Consider the following 19,551-nt stretch of genomic DNA (forward strand, 5'->3'; position numbering starts at 1 on the left):
TGTGTCAGCTGAAACAAGGGCCGGGCGCCGGCCCTCTCGTACTGAGTGTTTCAGTCACGATCAGAACCTCCCGCACAAGTAACTTCTGGTTACTCGTTACTGCCGACGGTACTGCGGATCGGACACTCGCGCCACGGAACGAGCCGCACATCTGGTGAACGCCAGGTAACAAAATGCCACTCGTGTGATTCAGCGTCACTCAGGACTCGATCAGACCCCACTTCGCGGCGCGCACCGCTGCCTGAACCCGCGAATTGGTTCCGGTCTTGACGAAGATGTTCTCGAGGTGGGTGGCGACAGTGCGACGGCTGACGAACAACTCCTCGGCGATCTCGACATTGCCCGCGCCCCTGGCCACCAATTGCAGTACCTGGATCTCCCGTGGGCTCAGATGGACACGATCGAGCGCCACCTGGTCCCCCACGACGCGCGAGCAGGCCGCGCTGGACGCCGCCACCACCTCGCGCACGCGATCGACGACGCCGGAATCCGCGAAGCTCATGTGCAGCAATCCGGTCACCTCACGGCCGGAGAACCCCAATGCGACCGACGCGCCCTCGGCGTACCCGGACGGCCGCAGAACATCGGTAACCATCTCGACCTGCTCGAATCGTGGCACGTCCTGCCAGAACACTGGCACGCCCGAAGCCTCGCGAATGATGCCGAAGAGATTGCGATCGGCGACGAAGTCGTCGAGCAGGAACTCGAGCACCCTGGCGTCGTATCCGGAACTCGCCAGAGCCCGATGCCGTCCGCTCGACGGGTCCCGGTACGTGACCGCCGCAGCCGAGTACGCGAGTCCACGTGCGCGGAGTTCTTCGGCGCACAGGCCGAGAATGCCGTATGCCCCGGCCGCCGGCGATCGCGGCGCGAACATGTCAGGTCCAGCGCCGCGATCAGGCAATACAGACGTCATCACACCAATCTAGCCAATCGTGTGAGCTAGGCCACCACCAGTGAATCGGCCGGCTTCCTGTCCGCCCACGGACGCACCGCTTCGAAGTTCGCGGCAGTCCGCAGAACCAGTGCGTCCTGGCGGTGACGTGCGGCGATCTGCAGCCCCACAGGTCGACCGTCGGCGGTGAATCCGGCGGGCACGGTGATCGCGGGGTTGTTGAGCATGTTGTACGGGTAGGTGAAGAGCCAATCGAGCAACTGCTCACGCAACGACGCACCTTCGAGCCACGACGGCGCGAACTGACTGAGTGGGAACGTGGCCGAAGCCAAGGTCGGCGAGACCAACACGTCGTAGTCGTTCATGAACGTGGTCCACGTGTCCCACATGACGCCGCGGAAAGCGTCGGCCCGCCCCACGTCGACACCGGTGAGCCGCTCGGCCTCGTGCATGATCTCGATGAGGTTGTCGTCGACCTCGCCGCGCTGGTTCTCCCAGTCGAGCAAGTCGTATTCGGAAGCGAAACCGGGAACCCAGATGCCGTTCCACATCGACTCCGACGGATTTCCCCACTGCGGGGTGGCCTCGGTGATCTGGGCACCCAATTCCTCGAATGCCGCCAGCGCGTCGAGGCACACCGCCAGCACCTCCGGATCAACATGGCCGAGGCCGAGATTCGTCGACCACGCGACGCGAAGCCCCTTCACGTCACCCTTCGCCGCTTCGACGTACGAGGTCTCCGCACGCTCGATCGAGAGCGGATCCGCATTGTCCGGCCCGGCCATGATGTCGAGCATGAGCGCGTTGTCGGCGACGGTCCTGGTGATCGGACCGTGGTACGCCCAGTTGTAGAACCGCCCGGCCAGGATGGTCTGAGGAATGACGCCGGTGGTCGGTTTGAGCCCGACGACCCCGCAGAGCGCCGACGGGATACGCACCGATCCGGCGCCGTCACTGCCCTCGGCAAGTGGCCCGAGGCCTGCAGCCACAGCGGCCGACGCGCCGCCACTGGACCCGCCCGCGCTGTTGCCGAGCTTCCACGGGTTGTGCGTCGGCCCGTACAGGTGGTTGTCCGTGCCACCGTAGTAACCGCTTTCGGGAGTGTTCGTCTTTCCCAGGAACAGTCCGCCGGCGCCGCGCAGCCTGTCCACGACGACGGCATTTCCCGTCGCGATGTTGTCGGCCATCGGCTTCATCCCGAACGTGGTCGGCAGCCCGTCGACTGCCGTCAGATCTTTGATCGTGAATGGAACGCCGTGCAGCGGGCCGAGTTTCTCGCCCGATTCCTGTTGCCGTGAGAGTTCGGCCGCGTCGCGCGTGACCTGCTCGCGATCGAACTGCACTATCGCGTTGATCGACGGATTGACAGCGTCGACGCGCTGGATCATCGCTTCGGCAATCTCGTTGGGCGAGAGACTGTTCGACGCGACCGACGCCGCCATCTCGGTAGCGGAGAGCCAATGCAGATTCTGTTCGGTCATGGGGTTTCCTTCGCCGGAGGGGTGATGCTCTCAGGCTAGGAAGCGCCGAACTCGGCCACCATCGGTCATGTGACCGATGCCACAATCCGCGACTGGCAAAAAACCAGCGGCCCGGCCCCTCGAAAGGGACCGGGCCGTCGGTGAAGGAATACCTAGACGTTCTTGCTGAGCAGGCCCCAGTTCTCGAGACCGTCGTACAGCGGAAGGTCGAGGGCGAGCTTGGCGACGCGCGCACGCAGCGCCGGCAGATCCGCGTTGCCGGCCAGAGCGGTACCGATGATGTCGGCGACCTCGGTGAACTCGGCATCGCCGAATCCGCGGGTGGCCAACGCTGCGGTACCGATACGCAGACCGGAGGTGGTCATCGGCGGGCGGGGATCGAACGGAACAGCGTTGCGGTTGACCGTGATGCCGATTTCGTGCAGAAGGTCCTCACCCTGCTGGCCGTCGAGCTGCGAGTTACGCAGGTCCACGAGAACGAGGTGGACGTCTGTGCCGCCGGTCAGGACGCTGATGCCCTGGTCTGCGACGTCCTTGTTGCCCAGACGCTCGGCAAGGATGCGCGCACCGGAAAGGGTGCGTGCCTGACGATCCTTGAACTCTTCACCGGCAGCGATCTTGAAGGTGACTGCCTTGGCCGCGATGGCGTGCATGAGCGGTCCACCCTGCTGACCCGGGAAGACAGCGGAGTTGAGCTTCTTGGCCCACTCCTTCTTCGCCAGGATCAGGCCGGAACGCGGTCCACCGAGTGTCTTGTGGACGGTCGAGGAGACGACGTCCGCGTACCGGACGGGCGACGGGTGCAGGCCTGCGGCAACCAGTCCGGCGAAGTGAGCCATGTCCACCCACAGGTACGCCCCGACCTCGTCGGCGATCGCACGGAACGCCGCGAAGTCCTGCTGACGCGGGTACGCGGACCAACCGGCAACGATGACCTTCGGCTTCTCGGCGAGGGCGATCGAGCGCACCTCGTCCATGTCGATGCGGTGATCTTCCTTGCTGACGCCGTAGGACGCGACGTCGTACAACTTGCCGGAGAAGTTCAGCTTCATGCCGTGCGTGAGGTGACCACCGTGTGCAAGGTCGAGGCCGAGCAGCTTCTCACCCGGGTTCATCAGTGCCATCAGAACAGCAGCGTTGGCCTGTGCGCCCGAGTGCGGCTGAACGTTCGCGAACTCTGCACCGAAGAGTTCCTTCGCACGGTTGCGCGCCAGATCCTCGATGACGTCGACGTGCTCGCAACCGCCGTAGTAACGACGTCCCGGGTAGCCCTCGGCGTACTTGTTGGTCAGGACGCTGCCCTGAGCCTGCAGAACCGAGCGGGGAACGAAGTTCTCCGACGCGATCATCTCGAGCGTGTCGCGCTGACGAGCCAATTCACCAGCCATCGCCTCGGCGACTTCGGGGTCGAGTTCGGCGAGTGATGCAGAGTTGACGTCGGAGCCGGGCACAGCGGTCATCGAGGAATCTCCAAGCTGGATGCGGAAACGAATGCGTCCAGTCTACGAAGTTCGCTCCCGCCGTCTCCACCCGGCACTAGGCAGCACGCAGAGAGCTGGGGACCAGCGGCTCGTCGAGCAGCCTGCGGAAGCGTTCGGTGCGCTCTGCGCCCACCGGCACCTCGTCCAGCCAGCCCCCGAGCAGCCGGTATCCCTCGACATACGTGCTGGTGTACGCCCGCCACAGCGGTGAAGACAGGAACTTGAGCGATTGGCGAGCGCGTTCCGGCGTCGACAGCGACCACCTTTCGAGGAACAGTGCCACGTCGTCGAGGCTGCGCCCCTCGTCGTGCAACATCAGAGCGGCATCCTGACGAACACTCAGCAGTTGCCCCGACGCGGCGGAGAGCCGTTGCGCCTTTTCCCCGTCGAAAGACAAGCCGAGATCGGCGTAGATGTCCTGCGCCCACAAGCCCCACTCCGGACCGACGATCGCTTCCAGCGCCAGATCTGCGAGGCCTTCGGCCATGATGCACTGCGGCGTGTTGACCAGGAACAGTGTCTGCTCGAGCTGACCCGAACCGACCAGACCGGCTTCCTTACGGCAATGCTCGGTGTGATGGCCGGGGTAGGACTCGTGCGCGATCAGCCGCGGCAGGTTGGCCATGAACTGCGGCAGATCCGAATTGATCGCAACCTTGGAGCGGTAGTCACCGAGGTAGTAGTTGAAGCCGGACCACGGCTTGTCCCCCACCACTTCGTATTCGACGGTTTCCGACGCCGGAAGCCCGAACGTGCCGCGGACCAGATCGCGCAGCGCACTCGACATTGCCTCGACGCACTCGTTCAGTCTCGCCGCGGGGATCTCGTCGGCCTTGCGATGCGCCTGCACTCGCTGCGCCAGCGGTCCCGGACCGGGCAGAACTTCACCCATCAACCGGTGAGCGTCGCTGTAGGCGTCCTCGTTTCCCTTTTCGATTCGTACGTCGAAGTACGCCTCCACCTCGTCCACGAAGCCGATGTCCTCACCCGCGAACTTGCGCCCGGAGCATTCCAGGGCGCGGAGGTGAACGTCGATGAAATGAGCGCGCTCGGCATTCAGACCACTTCCGGCCAGCTCGCCCCGCAATTCACGTGCCGTGCGGGCAAGTTCACGCGGATCGGGCTTCGGGGCGCTCTCGATCTGCTTACGCAGCGCCGGATCACCGGTGAACGCGTCGACGAACCCGTCTTCGAGACGGTCGAAACCCAGTCCGAGCAGCAGATATTGGCGAACAAGTGTGTCTGGATCCATAACGACCGAGCCTAGCCGCTCGCTCCGGAATGCCACCCGGCGAAAGTCCCGGACGTGGCACCGAGCACAATCCGACTATGCACTCGGATCGTGCGCACACGCGCCTGGCTTGCTCGCATAGCTGTTTCGTCCGCCGGGCCCCGGGTTCACTACATGCCGGTGAGCTGGGCTGATGGCGCGCACCAACGAATCGAGTCCCTACGTCGAGTTCGAYCGCAAGCAGTGGCGGACACTGCGTAAGTCGACGCCGCTGGTGTTGACCGAGGACGAGTTGTACGGCCTGCGTGGTCTCGGCGAGCAGATCGATCTCGAAGAAGTTGCCGAGGTTTATCTCCCCCTCGCACGTCTGATCCACCTGCAGGTGGCGGCACGCCAACGGCTGTTCGCGGCCACCGCGACGTTCCTCGGTGAGAAGCATCCCGATCGTCAGGTGCCCTTCGTCATCGGTGTCGCCGGTTCGGTCGCGGTCGGAAAATCCACGACTGCTCGTGTGCTGCAAGCTCTCCTGGCCCGCTGGGACCACCATCCACGCGTCGACCTCGTCACCACGGACGGATTCCTCTATCCGACCAGGGAACTCCAGCGTCGGGGCATCATGCACCGCAAGGGTTTTCCCGAAAGTTACGATCGCCGCAAGCTGTTGCGCTTCGTCACCGAAGTCAAGTCCGGGGCGGAAGAGGTAGCGGCGCCGGTCTATTCGCATACGTCGTACGACATCATCCCGGGCCAGTACCACCTGATCCGCCAGCCTGACATCCTCATCATCGAGGGCCTCAACGTCCTGCAGACCGGCCCGCGTCTGATGGTTTCCGATCTGTTCGACTTCTCGATCTACGTCGACGCCCGCATCGAGGACATCGAAGCCTGGTACATCCAGCGGTTCCTCGCGCTACGCAACACGTCGTTCGCCGATCCGAACGCTCACTTTCACCACTACTCCGGCCTCTCCGACCGTGACGCGACCATCGCGGCGAAGGAGATCTGGAACTCGATCAATCACCCGAACCTGGTGGAGAACATTCTCCCCACCCGCCCCCGCGCAACCCTGGTACTGCGCAAGGACGCCGATCACACGATCAACCGGCTCCGACTGCGCAAGCTCTAGGCGCCGAAACGCCGGTGCTGCCCTATGCACCGAACCTGCCAAAACCAAAACAACGTTCTTGACGAAACGTCAAAGACCCGGGAAACAGTGAATGGGCAATACGTGTCATTGGCACATCAGCCGCGACAAAGCGATCAATTTACGGGGCTGTACCGCTGGTCATGCCCGACGTTCGTCTGGCCCAAACCGCCGATCAGATTCTTGCGAAGGCCAACAGTGACACGCAGCCCCTTCGCGACCTGGCGGTCCTCTTCCTCGCGCTGAGGAGAAGCGACGACGAGGACGATCACACACGAGCTACGCCATTGCTCGCCGTCGCCGGTTCGTACAGCAGACCTGTTATCCCAGAGCAGTGCGCTCGTCACTTTCAATGACGACTGCATTCCCATTCGCGGTCACGGCGAACAAGAAGGGGAGGTACAGTGTTCCACCCCCACTGGTGGCAGTCTCAGGGTCCATCGTCAGGTAGTCGAAATCAAGGCCGATGACGGCGTTGCATCCCAGCGAGTATGCCTCTTCTTTCAGTTCTGCCAGCGCGTCACGCCTTATTCGCGCTAGGGAGGCCAACAAGTCTCCTCCAACATCTTTGTTCACACCCCCAAGCCAGCCGTGCGATGGACGATCCATCGACACGGCAGAGTCGCCTGAGATGTAGTCCGAGTACTTTGTGATCTTGTAGCCTTCGAAATTGAAGCCGGATGTGATGAGCATGCTCGCCAGAGCCTGCTGTTTCACGGCTGCGGCCTGGTTGACAATCTCCTGCTCCTGAGCGAGTCGCCCCTGCTCCTGAGCGTTGCGCTCGCGTTCCTCCGCTAGGTGCTGGTTGAACTCGCGGACCAGTTCGTCCGTATTCAGACTGTCATCGACGCTGAGACCTGTTAGTCCAGACTTACTTGGATGACGCGACTGCTTCAGCCACCTGTCGAAAGCAGTTGGCTCTAATCCGTTGTTCTTGGCGATGTCTTTGGTCTTCATTCTGGCCCCTACAGTAGGTATCTTGCGACTTCGTGGTTCGTAGTCACCGGCGGAGTTTATACGCATCAGTCCGACTAGTCTGTTTTTGATGACCGACAAAGAGAAACACCGGATCAAGCCGACACCGACTCCCGAGTTTGATCTCGCGGCTCACGTGCGCCGATCGACCGACACTAGTGGCGTACCTATTCACGTTCATGTCCAAGACCCGGCCATCCTTGCTCAGATAGCGAGGAGGATCGCCATGAGTCCACCACGGAAGCCGAAGCCCGAATCGCCAACTGATGCACCACAACAGATTTCGGATCACTAGACGCCAACTGGGCGCGACGTGCTCCGCGCCGATAGAAGCGCCGACAACAACCACGTGTCATCCGACTAGACGACTAACGGTTGATGAATAGCATCGGTACGGTCACGGACCGTGACCCTACTACTATTCTTCTCCCTCTTGATTCTGATAGTGATCGTCGCTATTGCCACAGTGCGAGCCGCAAGAAGAAGCAGCCAGAAGCTCCAGTACCGATCGGCTTCACAGACACCGGGCAACCGGTTTACCAGGTTGCCGGCTACACGCCGGACGGCCAATTCGTATCCGCCGATCGCGTCGCAGGTGGTCACCCGTACAGTCCGCGCACCAATTCAATAGCAGTCGTTGCTCTTGTACTAGGAATAGTGGTTGCTCCACTTGCGATTCCAGTCGGGCACGTGTCCCGAGCCCAGATCAAAGCCACCGGCGAGCAGCGCGGCGGGATGGCCTTGGCCGGTTTGATCCTTGGCTACTTGTCGCTCGCCGTGATGGTGGTGGCCGTAATTGTCGCAGCGGTCATCGCTAATACCTGAGGGCTGGATCGCAACCTGCCATCGAGCAGGACTGCCCAGCAGAAACGGCACTACATTCACATCAGGGCCGTCACCCAAGAACCGACCGACCAATCCCGCCGTTCCCCGGTAGTGCAATCTCGCGGACTACGTACGCAGTTCCACCAAAGCATCGGGGTTCCAGAGAAACTGACGAAGCCGGTTACGATCCTGCGGGTAGCTGCGCTATTCAAAGCACAAAGCGTAAATGACCTGTGGAAACGGCGGTTGGCCACGACCGAAGACACCGACTCCAGATACTCCAGCAGTCACCGTGATGTAGCTACACCACCAGCCTTACACGCACGAGTCATGACATGACGACCCGTTAGAGCACAGCGATTTTCGGAACCCAGAGAATCCAAACGCCAACGAATTGCACTGCTGTGCAATAGATTACAAAAGTAGGTTCACTAGACGCCGAACCGGCGGTGCCGCGCCGCGTAGTCACGCAAGGCTCGAAGAAAGTCGACTCGACGGAACTCGGGCCAGTACGCCTCGGTGAACCAGATTTCCGAATAAGCGCTCTGCCACAACAGGAATCCGGAGAGCCGCTGCTCGCCGGAGGTGCGGATCACCAGATCCGGATCGGGCTGTCCCGACGTGTACAGATGACCGTCGATGCCGTCGACCGTGACGGCCTGGATCAGTTCGTCTCCGCTCAGACCCGCACCGATCTTGTCGCGCAGGAGCGACTGGACGGCGTCGGCGATCTCCTGACGCCCGCCGTATCCGATCGCGACGTTGACATGTGTCCCGGTTCGGCCACTGGTCCCCGCCGCCGCTTCCCGCAAGCGCCTGGACTGCTCGGGGGGCAGAAGATCGAGAGCACCGACGATCTGCACACTCCAGTTCTTGCCGGGCCCGGAGATCTCTTCGACGACGTCGGTGATGATCTCGAGGAGCGTGTCGAGTTCTTCCGGCTCGCGGCGCAGGTTCTCGGTCGAGAGCAGGTAGATGGTTGCCATCTCGATTCCGGCGGCGTCGCACCACTCGAGCAATTCGGCAATTTTGAGCGCGCCCATGCGGTGCCCGTGACTGACATCGGTGAAGCCGTTCTCGCGAGCCCATCGCCGGTTTCCGTCACACATCACGGCTACGTGCCGTGGGTGCGCGAGACCGTCGAGATGACTGAGGAGCCGTCGCTCGTAGATGCTGTACAGCAGTCCGCGCAGATTCACCGTGACATCACCATGGTGTCAAAGACTACGCCCGGCAGTGACAGCCACATGCGAGCGCCGTCACGCTTTTTGTACGCGTCGAAAACCCGCAGGTAGGTTATGCTACTGGTGCGTAACCTACGGTACCGTAGGTTACGTAGTTCGCAACAGCACGGAACGAGAGGGGTTGCACATGACGGCATTCGGGCTCGACGAGCTTCCGGTCAAACCACGCATGCGCGGTTGGATCCATCTGTGGGCGCTCGGTGTCTCCGTCGTCGCGGGCATCGTTCTCGTCTCCGTAGCCGGCGCTCAGGTGGGCGCCAAGGCGGCTTGGGCAACCGCGATCTACAGCATCACGATCTGCGGCCTCTTCGGCATCAGCGCGACGTATCACCGCATCCAGTGGCAGACCGTCAAGGGCCGTACGTGGATGAAGCGTGCTGACCATTCGATGATCTTTCTCTTCATCGCCGGCAGCTACACACCGTTCGCCATGCTCGGCCTTCCCACCCACACCGGCAAGATCATTCTTGCGATCGTGTGGGCAGGTGCACTGGCCGGCGTTGCCCTCAAGATGCTCTGGCCCACCGCGCCGAAATGGGTAGGGGTACCGCTCTACCTTCTCCTCGGCTGGGCGATCGTTCCCGTGGTCGGTGAACTGACACACCAGGTCGGTGTGGCGCCGATGGTGCTGCTGCTCGTCGGCGGAATCTTCTACAGCGTCGGCGCAATTCTGTACGCGACAAAATGGCCCAACCCGTGGCCGACGACGTTCGGGCATCACGAGTTCTTCCACGCTGCCACTGTCATCGCAGCGATCTGCCACTACATCGCGGTATGGCTCGTCGTGTTCAACTGATTCGCCAGTTCCACCACCGTCGTCACCGGCCGATCACACACGAATCCCCGACAGATGTAGGCAGCTTCACCGTCGTCGACAAGGGGGCGATCTGCAAGCAGCGGTGAAGAATCCGGCGCTCCGCCGACAACCACTGCACCACCCGGGGCAAGCCGCCGGGCATCGGCCAACAGCGAACCTTCCCCGACGACGGCCACCTGTATCGGACCACGCAACGACGCTTCCGCCACTGTGAGCCAGTGTCCCGCCGACCGAGGCGCACGCTCGAGCGGCAGCGTGGCCCTCGCCAGCGCGTCCGCCGCGGCCTGGGCGTAACGAGAGGATCGATCGGCATCGGTCAACGCCGCCGCGGTCAACAGAGCCTCGGCGACGCTCGACGCACCGGACGGCGTCGCGCCGTCCAACGGGTCTCGGGGCCGTGTGACGAGGGACTCCGCGAAATCGGCCGTGTCGAACCAGCTTCCCGGCTCGGCCGGATCGGCGAAGTGGTCGAGCGTGACGTCGAGCAACTGCTGCGCCGCGTCGAGCCACCGCGCGAATCCCGTTGCCTGGTAGAGAGCCAGGAGGCCGGTGGCCAACATTGCGTAATCCTCGAGCACTGCCGTCGGGGTGCCGACAGCCCCGCCGAGGGAAGCGCGACGCAAATGGCCGTCTACCAGGTGAAGGTCGAGAAGAGCGCCAGCGCACTCGGCCGCCGCCGCGATCCAGTCGGGTCGATCCAGGGCAAGTCCCGCTTCCGTCAAAGCCGTGACGGTCAACCCGTTCCAGGCCGTCACCACTTTGTCGTCGCGGCCAGGCTGTGGACGCTGAGCCCGGGCGGCGCGTAGAGCGTCGGAGACCGTCTGCCAGCGCGACCAGTCGTCGGGGTCACGGAGCAATTGCAATACCGACGCACCCTCTTCGAAGGTTCCGGTATCGGTGACCCGGAACAAGTCCGCCGCCCACTGCCCGTCCTCCGCCCCGAGTACCTCGACCAGCTGCGTCGGCGTCCATACGTACGTGAGGCCTTCGACGCCGTCGGTGTCGGCATCGAGAGCCGAAGCGAAGCAACCGTTCTCGGTCAGCAGATCGGAGAGCAAAAACCCTGCGGTCTCACTGGCGACGCGGGTGGCCAGGTCCGAGCCGGTTCGCCGCGCCAAGTGCGCGTAGAACCGCAGGAGCAACGCATTGTCGTAGAGCATCTTCTCGAAGTGCGGAACCACCCACTCGGCATCGACCGAGTAGCGCGAGAACCCCCCGCCCAACTGGTCGTAGATACCGCCGCGTGCCATTGCTTCGGCGGTGCGCTCGATGCCGCCGAGGATCTCGCCCGCACCCGTTCGCTCGAACTGTCGGAGCAGCCCCTCCAGTAGTGCCGACGGTGGAAACTTCGGTGCCCCACCGAATCCCCCGCGCGGGATGTCCTCGTCACCGAGGATCGTTCGACCCGCCGCGTTCAGCAGCTCGGCGTCGATAGGCGCTCCGCCGTACGGAATTCCGCCAGACGCGCGCTGAAGTTCCGTGACGATCGACAGCGCCGCGTTGTCGACCTCGTCGCGCCGATTCGTGAAGGTGTCGGCTATCGCTTCGAGAAGCTGTGTGAACGACGGCATTCCGCCGCGAGGCGTCGGCGGGTAATACGTGCCGCAGTAGAACGGTGAACCGTCGGGAGTCAGAAAACAGGTCATGGGCCAGCCGCCCTGACCGGTCATCGCGACCGTCGCATTCATGTAGACGGCGTCGATGTCGGGACGTTCTTCGCGGTCCACCTTCACACAGACGAAGTTCGCGTTCATGACGGCCGCGATCTCGTCGTTCTCGAACGACTCGTGCGCCATGACGTGGCACCAGTGGCACGCCGAGTATCCGATCGAGAGAAGGATCGGCACGTTGCGCTCGCGCGCCCACTCCATCGCCTCTTCGCCCCACTGTTGCCAGTGGACCGGATTGTCGGCGTGCTGACGCAGGTAGGGGCTCGAGGACCCACCCAGGTTGTTCCGCAGCCGTGGGTCCATCGTCGCTACCTCATTCGTCTCAGGATTCTTGCTTCGGCTTCTTCTCGGTAGAGACGTTCGGTTCCGCCGGGCTCGGAGCTGTGATCGCTCCCCGGTCGGTGCCTTCGTCTGCCTGCTGATCGAGTTCAGGATGATCCGGTTCGAACGTTTCCGGCAGCTTCTTGAGCTGGCGATTCATCGACCGAACCAAGAGGATCACACCGATGAGCAGCGCAAGAATCACCAGCAGGCCGACCGGAGACGACTTTCCGAACTCCGGGCCGGATGGGTTGCTCGGGGTCTGAGCAAGAAATTGTGTGGTGCCGAGAACTACCTCGGCGGACAGAGCATTCACTTCTGAGCGTCCTCTTCGAGACCTGCGAACAGGTCGGTTTCCGGAATGGACGTGGTGACCCGCGTCTTGGCGAGCTCGAATTCCTCGGTGGGCCAGATCTTCTGCTGAATATCGAGCGGCACAGCGAAGAACGAACCGTTGGGATCGATCTGCGTCGCGTGCGCACGCAGAGCGTCGTCACGCTGGGGAAAGTAGTCGCCGCACGTGACCTGAGTGGTCACTCGGACCATCATGTCGCCGCGCTCGGTCTTCCACTTCTTGAGCCAGTCCGCCATCGGGAACGGCTCACCGCGACGCTCGTACTCCTCCTGGAAGAGTTCGAGGCGCTTACGAATGAATCCGTGCGAGTAGTAGACCTTCTTGATTTCCCACGGCTGACCGTCCTCGGGGAAGTACTCGGGATCGGCGGCGGCCTCGTAGGCAGCCATCGACACCTCGTGGCACCGGATGTGGTCCGGGTGCGGGTATCCGCCGTTCTCGTCGTACGTCGTGACGACGTGGGGACGGAACTCGCGAATCACCTTGACCAGAGCGCGCGTCGACTCTTCGAGCGGAACGAGGGCGAAGCACCCTTCGGGCAGCGGCGGAAGAGGATCACCCTCGGGGAGCCCGGAATCGACGAAACCGAGCCAGCGCTGCTTCACGCCCAAGATGCGAGCGGCCTCGGCCATCTCCTCCTGGCGAACTTCGCTGATTCGATCGCGGACACCGGGAACGTCCATGGCCGGGTTGAGAATGTCGCCACGCTCACCCCCGGTGAGCGTCAGGACCATCACTTCGTGGCCTTCGGCTGCATAACGGGCGGTGGTGGCCGCACCCTTGCTCGACTCGTCGTCGGGATGGGCATGGACGGCCATGAGCCGGAATCCGCTCACGTGTTCGTTCACCTCAACTTCACCTGTAGCCGTTGCCGGCAGTTCACTTGTAGCCGTCACCGGCAGTTCACCTGTAGCCGTCACCGGCAGTCTTCGAGTCACACGCTGTGCACCGCTCGGATTACTCCGGGTGGTTGCCGTCAAACGTACCGACTGCCGACAAACCTACCGACGGCGCGACGGGACACGTCCTCTATAGTTCCACCCGAGAGTTCCTGGCGCAGCCGTGACCCCTTCGGTAATTCGGCGGGACACAGTCAGTTGCTGCACGACACGTGAACTCGAGTCTTCGAGAGCAGAGTGATGAGCAAACCGCTTCCCCAAGATCGGTACCCGAGCACAACTCGCACGAGCAGTCCCCGCAAGTGGATGGTGTGGGCTCTGACCGCACTCGTCATCGTCGTAGGCGGCGGAATCGCGTACTACGCGTACGGAAAATTTGCGGTCAAGGAAATCGAGACCGAGACCATCTCGTTCGACATCGCCAACGACTCCACGGTGAAGATTCGCTTCACCGTCACGCGCGACGACTCGTCACGTGACGCGATGTGCATCGTGCGCGCTCGCTCGAAGGACGGATCCGAAACCGGACGACGTGAGGTCTACGTCCCGTCCTCCGAGCATCAGACCCTCGAGTTCAACACCGAGGTCAAGACCTCCCAGCCGCCAGGCATGGCCGACGTCTACGGCTGTAGCTTCGACGTTCCGGAGTACCTGACCAAGAGCTGACCTCGGAACGCATCCACCCTGCCGGACGTTTGGCGCCGGACAGGGCGGGTAGTCATGCGTGATAGAATTGCCCGATACACGGTTCCGGGTGGAACCGTGTATTGCTGCATTGACGCAAGGTTTGACGGCAAGGTTGCATCCCTGGTGGTGCTTCCGAGTCGTTGTTCGCTGCTGTTGCAGCGATCGTCGAGGGAGCCCCCGGCTCCGACTACTAGGGAGTGATCGAGATGACCGAGACCCAGGTGACCTGGCTTACCCAGGAATCACATGACAGGCTCAAGAACGAACTCGACCAGCTCATCGCCAATCGCCCGGTCATCGCCGCCGAGATCAACGAGCGTCGCGAAGAGGGTGACCTGAAAGAGAACGGCGGCTACCACGCTGCCCGCGAAGAGCAGGGTCAGCAGGAAGCCCGCATTCGCCAGCTCCAGGAGCTGCTGAACAGCGCAAAGGTCGGCGAGGCCCCCACTCAGTCCGGTGTTGCACTGCCCGGATCCGTAGTCAAGGTCTACTACGACGGCGACGAGAGTGACACCGAGACGTTCCTCATCGCTACCCGCGAAGAAGGCGCACGTGACGCCAAGCTCGAGGTCTACTCCCCGAACTCACCGCTGGGCGGCGCGCTGCTCGAAGCCAAGGTCGGCGACACGCGCGAGTACAACCTGCCCAACGGCAGCACCATGAAGGTCACGCTGCTGAGCGCGGAGCCTTACCACAGCTGATCGGCTGTACCAGCTCTGAAAAGAAGCGCCACCCGACTCCGTCGGGTGGACCGAATGTGGGTGCGTGAAGCATCTGTCCGTTCCCGACATAGATCGCCACATGGCCGGGACCGCCTGCCTGCCAGTTGCCGAACAACAGGTCACCGGGCTGCGCCTGATCCAGCGGGACCTCGACGCCGACGCCCCACTGCGTCTCCGAGGTCCGGGGCAGAGTCACTCCGGTGGCCGCGTGGATCGCGTACGACGTCAGACCCGAGCAGTCGAACCCGCCCATCGAGGGCCCGTTGATGTTTCCGCCGCCCCACACGTACGGCAATCCGAGGAACTTCAGACCGGCCTCGACGACGCCGCCAACGGCAGCGGCGAGGTTGTTGTAGTCGAAGGGTGCGAGCATCAGAGCGAACGAGTCCTGCAACGATTTGATCTGTGCGACAAACGGAGCGGCGACCGCCTGCTCCGCGGGAACCTCGCCCGCCTTGTCGGCGGGGACGCCGCCCGCTTCGCGAACTGCGTCCGGCCCGACGTCGTAGGCAGCGAGCGCGAGGTCGACGTTATCGCCCTCGACCTCACCGGACTTCTGCCAGGACTGCGCTTGCTTCACGAGATCGCACAACCGGTATCCGGTTGTCATCACCGGATCGGCAACGCCCAGGATGTCCATCTTTCCGTCGCCGTCACCGTCCTTGCCGTATGCCGTCCACGCTGCGGTGGTGAAGCGGCCAGGCCCGCGCCCACCTTCCGGTGAGATGTCGGTATCGGGTCCGTACTTGAATCCGTTCTCGACCGAGTACAGCGAAGCGATCACCGCGGGCGTGATCTCCGAGCACAGAGCACCGGCCTTCTTGATCCACGGCGCGAACACCGCCACCGCTCCAACGGGCGCCAATGTCGCTCCCGGAAAGTTGGAGGGTACGGAAGGCACGATTCCCTCAGGTGTGTCCTGAGTTCGTGCCGGTCCGTTCCAGGCTGCAAGTGAGACTGCAGCATTCGAAGACTCGTTCTTCTCGACTTGTGCGGGCGCTCCGAGAGTTCCACTCATCACGCCCAGTGCGGTGCCGATCGACACAGCGATCGCCAGGACACCGACTGCCATCCGAACCTCCGATAAACCTCTGAAAATCTACGTACGTGGTCGTACCCGAAACTTGTCGGTGCGAACATCTACCCTTTCGAACATGCATTCGACACGGCTCAGTCTCGCGACTCCTGTAACCAATGTCTCATTTATCTCGGTGGGCGTTACGCAAATGACTACAGACACCAAGGCTTTTCTCAGGTTCGGCGTGCAAGCTGAGTGCATGAGCGACGATCGGCCACGACCCGCCCGGGGACGCACTACGGTGTATCGACCCGTTCGCCTCGCCCTCGCAGCCACGGCTGTGGCGGGAGCGCTCGCAAGCGGCGGACTTTCACTCGTTTCTTCTCCCACTGCCACGGCACTCGCGCCGGACACCTCGGCTTCTCACACCAAGAATCCCGTAGCGAAGCGGCCCGTCGTGGTCGCCGGATTCGGAACCCCGGACGCCGTCTCCAACGGTTCGTGAGCACTCCGCGCTCGGCCTCCGAGTGGCTCACGTGGGGTGTGCAGGCCCGGGTTGTCGTCACCGACCCTGATGTCCTTCCCTCCGCGGCCAGCCTGGTTCGCGGATACCTCACCGCTGCCGACGCTGCCACCAATCGAGATCGTGCCGACTCCGAGATTCGTACCTATGTCAGCGCCGCGAGCAACGTCGACGGCGTCGCCGTGACTCCGATGTTCGCGCACTTCCTCGAAGACGCGTTGGCCGTCGCACGACTGACCGACGGCAAACTCACGCCGACGGCCGGGTCGGCAGACCCTCACTCCTGGTGGAAGATCCGCGTCGAGAACAACCGCGTGTACAGCCCGGACGACGTCGTTCTCGATCTGTCCGCGACGGCCCGCGCCAGTTCAGCGGACCACTGCGCGGCATCGACCGCCACGCTTCTCGGGTGCGGAGTACTGGTCGGCCTCGGCGGGGACATCGCGGTTGCCGGCCCGGCGCCGGAAGACAGCTGGCAGATTCAGGTTCAAGACCTGCCCGGCGACCCGACGTGCCAGGTAGCGCTTCCTTCCGACTGCGGGATCGCCACGGCCAGCACCGTCAAACCACTGCACCGCGAATCGACGGCGACGCCGATGTGGCGCACGGTGTCGGTGATTGCATCTTCCTGCGCCCAGGCCGCCGCATTCAGTCGGGTTGCGGTCGGCATGGGCGGTTCGGCCATCGACTGGCTACATCAACTCGACGTACCCGCCAGGCTGGTCGACCAGGAGTACCGCGTAACGGTTCTGGGCGGATGGCCCGACGAGTAAGTCGCGTCAGTTCTGCAGTCGTACGGCGTAGCCGGCACGGTCGAAGGCGGTGAGAAGTTCCGCCTTGTTGTCCGGACCCCGCGTCTCGACGGTGAGGAAGACTTCCACTTCGTCGAGCGCGAGTTCGCCACCGGTACGGGAATGGATGACGTCGACCACACTGGCGCCGTTCGCCCGAACCACTTCGAGCAACGAGACCAGTGCGCCCGGCCGATCGTCGATGGTGATGTGAACGCCGAGGAACCGTCCGGCCGCTCGCAGACCGTGCGAGATGACGTGCGTGAGAAGTAGCGGATCGATGTTGCCGCCGGAAAGCACGGCGCACACCGGCCCTGTCAGTCCCAGCTCCTCCGGAGAGCAGGTCATCAAGGCCGCAACGGCCGCAACGCCGGCCGGTTCGACGATGAGCTTGGCGCGTTCGAGGCACAGCAGGAGCGCTTTGGACAGCGCTTCCTCGCTGACCGTCACCACGGCATCGACATGGGCGGCAACTTCGGCGAACGGAACCTCGCCAGGGCAGCCAACGGCGATACCGTCTGCCATCGTGGACATCGACGCCAAGGCGGTCGGCTTCCCGGCTGCCAACGACGCCGGCCAGGCAGCCGCCGTCTCGGCCTGCACTCCGACGATGCGGACCTGCGGGCATACAGCTTTGACTGCTGCGGCCACTCCGGCGATCAAACCGCCGCCGCCGGTCGGGACGAGGATCGTGCCGACCTCAGGCAGTTGCTCGAGGATTTCGAGCCCCACAGTCCCCTGCCCCGCCACGACGTCCTCGTGATCGAACGGGTGGACCAGAACCGCTCCGGTCCGGTCCGCGAATTCGCGAGCGGCCACGAGCGCGTCGTCGACAGTCGAACCGTGCAGGTGGACCTGAGCTCCATATGCCTTGGTGGCCACCAACTTCGGCAGCGGCGCACCCGTCGGCATGAAGACGGTCGACTTGATTCCCAGTTCTGTTGCAGACCAGGCAACTCCCTGCGCATGGTTACCGGCACTGGCCGCCACCACGCCCGCTGCCCGTTCCTCTGCGGAAAGATTGGCAATGCGGTTGTACGCACCGCGCGGCTTGAAAGAGCCGGTGCGCTGCAGGTTTTCACATTTCAAGCTCACGGCGAAGCCGGTGGTTTCGGACAACACTCGCGAGGCCACGACCGGGGTGCGTCGCATGACCGGGGCGAGCAGTTGCTGTGCAGCCTTTATCTGTTCGAGATTCACGCATGCCTCCAGAAAGTGCGCCTCCACACCCTCGTGAGGTGTGAAGGCGCACTGCAGATTCGAAGTCGAATTACTGTAGAGCGAAGATCAGGACAGCGCTTGCTCGATGTCGCCGACCAGATCGGAGGCGTCTTCGATGCCGACCGACAGGCGAACCAGATCGTCGGGAACCTCGAGAGCGGAACCGGCCGTCGAGGCGTGGGTCATCGCGCCGGGGAACTCGATGAGAGATTCGACGCCGCCGAGAGATTCTGCCAGCGTGAAGATCTCGGTGCGCGAGCACAGGTCGAGAGCTGCCGCCTTGCCGCCCTTGAGGCGGACGGAGATCATGCCGCCGAAGCGTCGCATCTGCTTGGCCGCGACCTTGTGTGACGGATGCGAAGCCAGGCCCGGGTAGATGACGCCGGCAACCGCGGGGTGGCCGTCGAGCAATTCGACAACCTTCTCCGCGTTGTCACTGTGACGCTCCATGCGCAGCGCCAGTGTCTTGATTCCGCGCAACGTCAGGAACGCGTCGAACGGGCCGGGAACGCCGCCGGATCCGTTCTGCAGGAAGGCAAACGCGGTGTCCAGTTCTTCGTCGTTGCAGACGAGAGCGCCACCGACCACGTCGGAGTGTCCGCCGATGTACTTGGTCGTGGAGTGCAGCGCGATGTCGGCACCGAGCTGCAGCGGCTGCTGCAGGTACGGCGACGCGAAGGTGTTGTCCACCACGATCTTTGCGTTGCCCTCGTGGGCGACCTCGGCAAGGAGCTCGATGTCACCGATATTGAGCAGCGGGTTCGTGGGCGTCTCGACCCAGACCAGCTTGGTGTTGGACTTCATCGCCGCGCGCACCGCATCGACGTCGGACACCGGAGCCGGGGTGTACTCGATCCCCCACTGCGTGAACACCTTGTCGATGAGACGGAAGGTTCCGCCGTACGCGTCGTCGGGGATGACCAGGTGATCGCCCGGTCGAAGCACCGAACGGAGCAGGCAGTCGGTGGCCGCCATTCCCGAACTGAACGCTCGGCCGTAGGTTCCGGATTCGAGCGCGGCAAGGTTCGCCTCGAGCGGGCGACGGGTGGGGTTGCCCGTTCGCGCGTACTCGAAGCCACTGCGCATTCCACCGACGCCGTCTTGGGCGAAGGTGGAACTTGCGTAGATCGGCACGTTGACCGCACCGGTCAGCGGATCGGGTTCGTAACCCGCATGCACCGCTTTCGTGGAGAAACCCTGCCAGCTGATGTTGTCGGCCTTGCTGCGTTGCTCACTCATGGTCCCCAGCCT

20 protein-coding genes are annotated in these 19,551 nt (G+C 63.2%); 7 read left to right on the forward strand and 13 right to left on the reverse strand.

Annotation, left to right across the window (positions count from 1 at the left end):
* Positions 1-199: 199 nt before the first annotated feature.
* The 4 genes from AC1DWA_RS08740 to AC1DWA_RS08755 form a co-directional block, all read right to left on the reverse strand.
* On the reverse strand, positions 200-916 hold the full coding sequence (locus AC1DWA_RS08740; RefSeq protein WP_007726367.1) for a helix-turn-helix transcriptional regulator: 717 nt from the start codon (positions 914-916) through the stop codon (positions 200-202).
* A gap of 26 nt (positions 917-942) precedes the next feature.
* Entirely contained in the window at positions 943-2,376 is a 1,434-nt protein-coding gene (locus AC1DWA_RS08745) for an amidase (RefSeq protein ID WP_019744590.1), read from the reverse strand.
* Between the two features lie 152 nt (positions 2,377-2,528).
* Positions 2,529-3,836, reverse strand: coding sequence for a serine hydroxymethyltransferase (gene glyA, locus AC1DWA_RS08750; RefSeq protein WP_477846213.1), 1,308 nt, complete (start codon positions 3,834-3,836; stop codon positions 2,529-2,531).
* A gap of 76 nt (positions 3,837-3,912) precedes the next feature.
* Positions 3,913-5,109 carry a hypothetical protein gene (locus AC1DWA_RS08755; protein ID WP_020970259.1) on the reverse strand — a complete coding sequence of 399 codons (1,197 nt, stop codon included), beginning with the start codon at positions 5,107-5,109 and terminating at the stop codon, positions 3,913-3,915.
* 172 nt (positions 5,110-5,281) lie between these two features.
* Between AC1DWA_RS08755 and coaA the strand changes: the two genes are divergently transcribed.
* Positions 5,282-6,214: a type I pantothenate kinase gene (gene coaA / locus AC1DWA_RS08760; RefSeq protein ID WP_003945270.1), complete on the forward strand. Its 933-nt coding sequence runs from the start codon at positions 5,282-5,284 to the stop codon at positions 6,212-6,214.
* Between the two features lie 134 nt (positions 6,215-6,348).
* Here the strand turns inward: coaA and AC1DWA_RS08765 are convergent, their stop codons facing one another.
* A complete protein-coding gene (locus AC1DWA_RS08765; protein ID WP_477846249.1) occupies positions 6,349-6,579 on the reverse strand; it encodes a hypothetical protein in 231 nt (76 codons plus the stop codon).
* Positions 6,554-7,189, reverse strand: a complete 636-nt coding sequence (locus AC1DWA_RS08770; RefSeq protein WP_477846214.1) for a YbjQ family protein — start codon at positions 7,187-7,189, stop codon at positions 6,554-6,556. Before AC1DWA_RS08770 ends, AC1DWA_RS08765 begins: the two co-directional genes overlap by 26 nt.
* 396 nt (positions 7,190-7,585) lie before the next feature.
* Here AC1DWA_RS08770 and AC1DWA_RS08775 point away from each other — a divergent pair, with 396 nt between their 5' ends.
* A complete protein-coding gene (locus tag AC1DWA_RS08775; RefSeq protein WP_428689256.1) occupies positions 7,586-8,032 on the forward strand; it encodes a DUF4190 domain-containing protein in 447 nt (148 codons plus the stop codon).
* Between the two features lie 431 nt (positions 8,033-8,463).
* Here the strand turns inward: AC1DWA_RS08775 and AC1DWA_RS08780 are convergent, their stop codons facing one another.
* Positions 8,464-9,231, reverse strand: a complete 768-nt coding sequence (locus AC1DWA_RS08780; RefSeq protein WP_428689257.1) for an isoprenyl transferase — start codon at positions 9,229-9,231, stop codon at positions 8,464-8,466.
* Positions 9,232-9,403: 172 nt separating this feature from the next.
* Between AC1DWA_RS08780 and trhA the strand changes: the two genes are divergently transcribed.
* A complete protein-coding gene (trhA, locus tag AC1DWA_RS08785) occupies positions 9,404-10,072 on the forward strand; it encodes a PAQR family membrane homeostasis protein TrhA (RefSeq protein ID WP_020970260.1) in 669 nt (222 codons plus the stop codon).
* Here the strand turns inward: trhA and AC1DWA_RS08790 are convergent.
* From AC1DWA_RS08790 to mca, 3 genes are read right to left on the reverse strand one after another with little or no spacing between them, the layout of a single operon-like run.
* Positions 10,039-12,066, reverse strand: coding sequence for a thioredoxin domain-containing protein (locus AC1DWA_RS08790; RefSeq protein WP_477846215.1), 2,028 nt, complete (start codon positions 12,064-12,066; stop codon positions 10,039-10,041). The genes trhA and AC1DWA_RS08790 overlap by 34 nt on opposite strands.
* A gap of 19 nt (positions 12,067-12,085) precedes the next feature.
* A complete protein-coding gene (locus tag AC1DWA_RS08795; RefSeq protein WP_007726381.1) occupies positions 12,086-12,400 on the reverse strand; it encodes a hypothetical protein in 315 nt (104 codons plus the stop codon).
* Positions 12,397-13,275, reverse strand: coding sequence for a mycothiol conjugate amidase Mca (gene mca / locus AC1DWA_RS08800; RefSeq protein ID WP_020908526.1), 879 nt, complete (start codon positions 13,273-13,275; stop codon positions 12,397-12,399). The genes AC1DWA_RS08795 and mca overlap by 4 nt, the downstream gene beginning before the upstream one ends.
* Before the next feature lie 303 nt (positions 13,276-13,578).
* Between mca and AC1DWA_RS08805 the strand changes: the two genes are divergently transcribed.
* Both AC1DWA_RS08805 and greA read left to right on the forward strand, forming a co-directional pair.
* Positions 13,579-14,004, forward strand: coding sequence for a DUF4307 domain-containing protein (locus AC1DWA_RS08805; protein ID WP_021345049.1), 426 nt, complete (start codon positions 13,579-13,581; stop codon positions 14,002-14,004).
* Positions 14,005-14,231: 227 nt separating this feature from the next.
* Positions 14,232-14,726: a transcription elongation factor GreA gene (gene greA, locus AC1DWA_RS08810; protein WP_007726385.1), complete on the forward strand. Its 495-nt coding sequence runs from the start codon at positions 14,232-14,234 to the stop codon at positions 14,724-14,726.
* On the opposite strand, the gene AC1DWA_RS08815 is transcribed toward greA, so the two are convergent.
* Positions 14,692-15,819, reverse strand: a complete 1,128-nt coding sequence (locus AC1DWA_RS08815; RefSeq protein WP_477916600.1) for a C40 family peptidase — start codon at positions 15,817-15,819, stop codon at positions 14,692-14,694. The genes greA and AC1DWA_RS08815 overlap by 35 nt on opposite strands.
* A 205-nt stretch (positions 15,820-16,024) precedes the next feature.
* Between AC1DWA_RS08815 and AC1DWA_RS08820 the strand changes: the two genes are divergently transcribed.
* On the forward strand, positions 16,025-16,270 hold the full coding sequence (locus AC1DWA_RS08820) for a hypothetical protein (RefSeq protein WP_153211881.1): 246 nt from the start codon (positions 16,025-16,027) through the stop codon (positions 16,268-16,270).
* Positions 16,267-17,061: an FAD:protein FMN transferase gene (locus AC1DWA_RS08825; RefSeq protein WP_069146353.1), complete on the forward strand. Its 795-nt coding sequence runs from the start codon at positions 16,267-16,269 to the stop codon at positions 17,059-17,061. The genes AC1DWA_RS08820 and AC1DWA_RS08825 overlap by 4 nt, the downstream gene beginning before the upstream one ends.
* Before the next feature lie 6 nt (positions 17,062-17,067).
* Here AC1DWA_RS08825 and ilvA read toward each other — a convergent pair whose 3' ends face one another.
* Positions 17,068-18,231, reverse strand: a complete 1,164-nt coding sequence (gene ilvA, locus AC1DWA_RS08830; protein ID WP_477846245.1) for a threonine ammonia-lyase — start codon at positions 18,229-18,231, stop codon at positions 17,068-17,070.
* Between the two features lie 135 nt (positions 18,232-18,366).
* Positions 18,367-19,539, reverse strand: coding sequence for a cystathionine gamma-synthase (locus AC1DWA_RS08835; RefSeq protein WP_003943272.1), 1,173 nt, complete (start codon positions 19,537-19,539; stop codon positions 18,367-18,369).
* Positions 19,540-19,551 lie beyond the last annotated feature (12 nt).

The organism is Rhodococcus sp. P4_F3_2 (assembly GCF_056401335.1).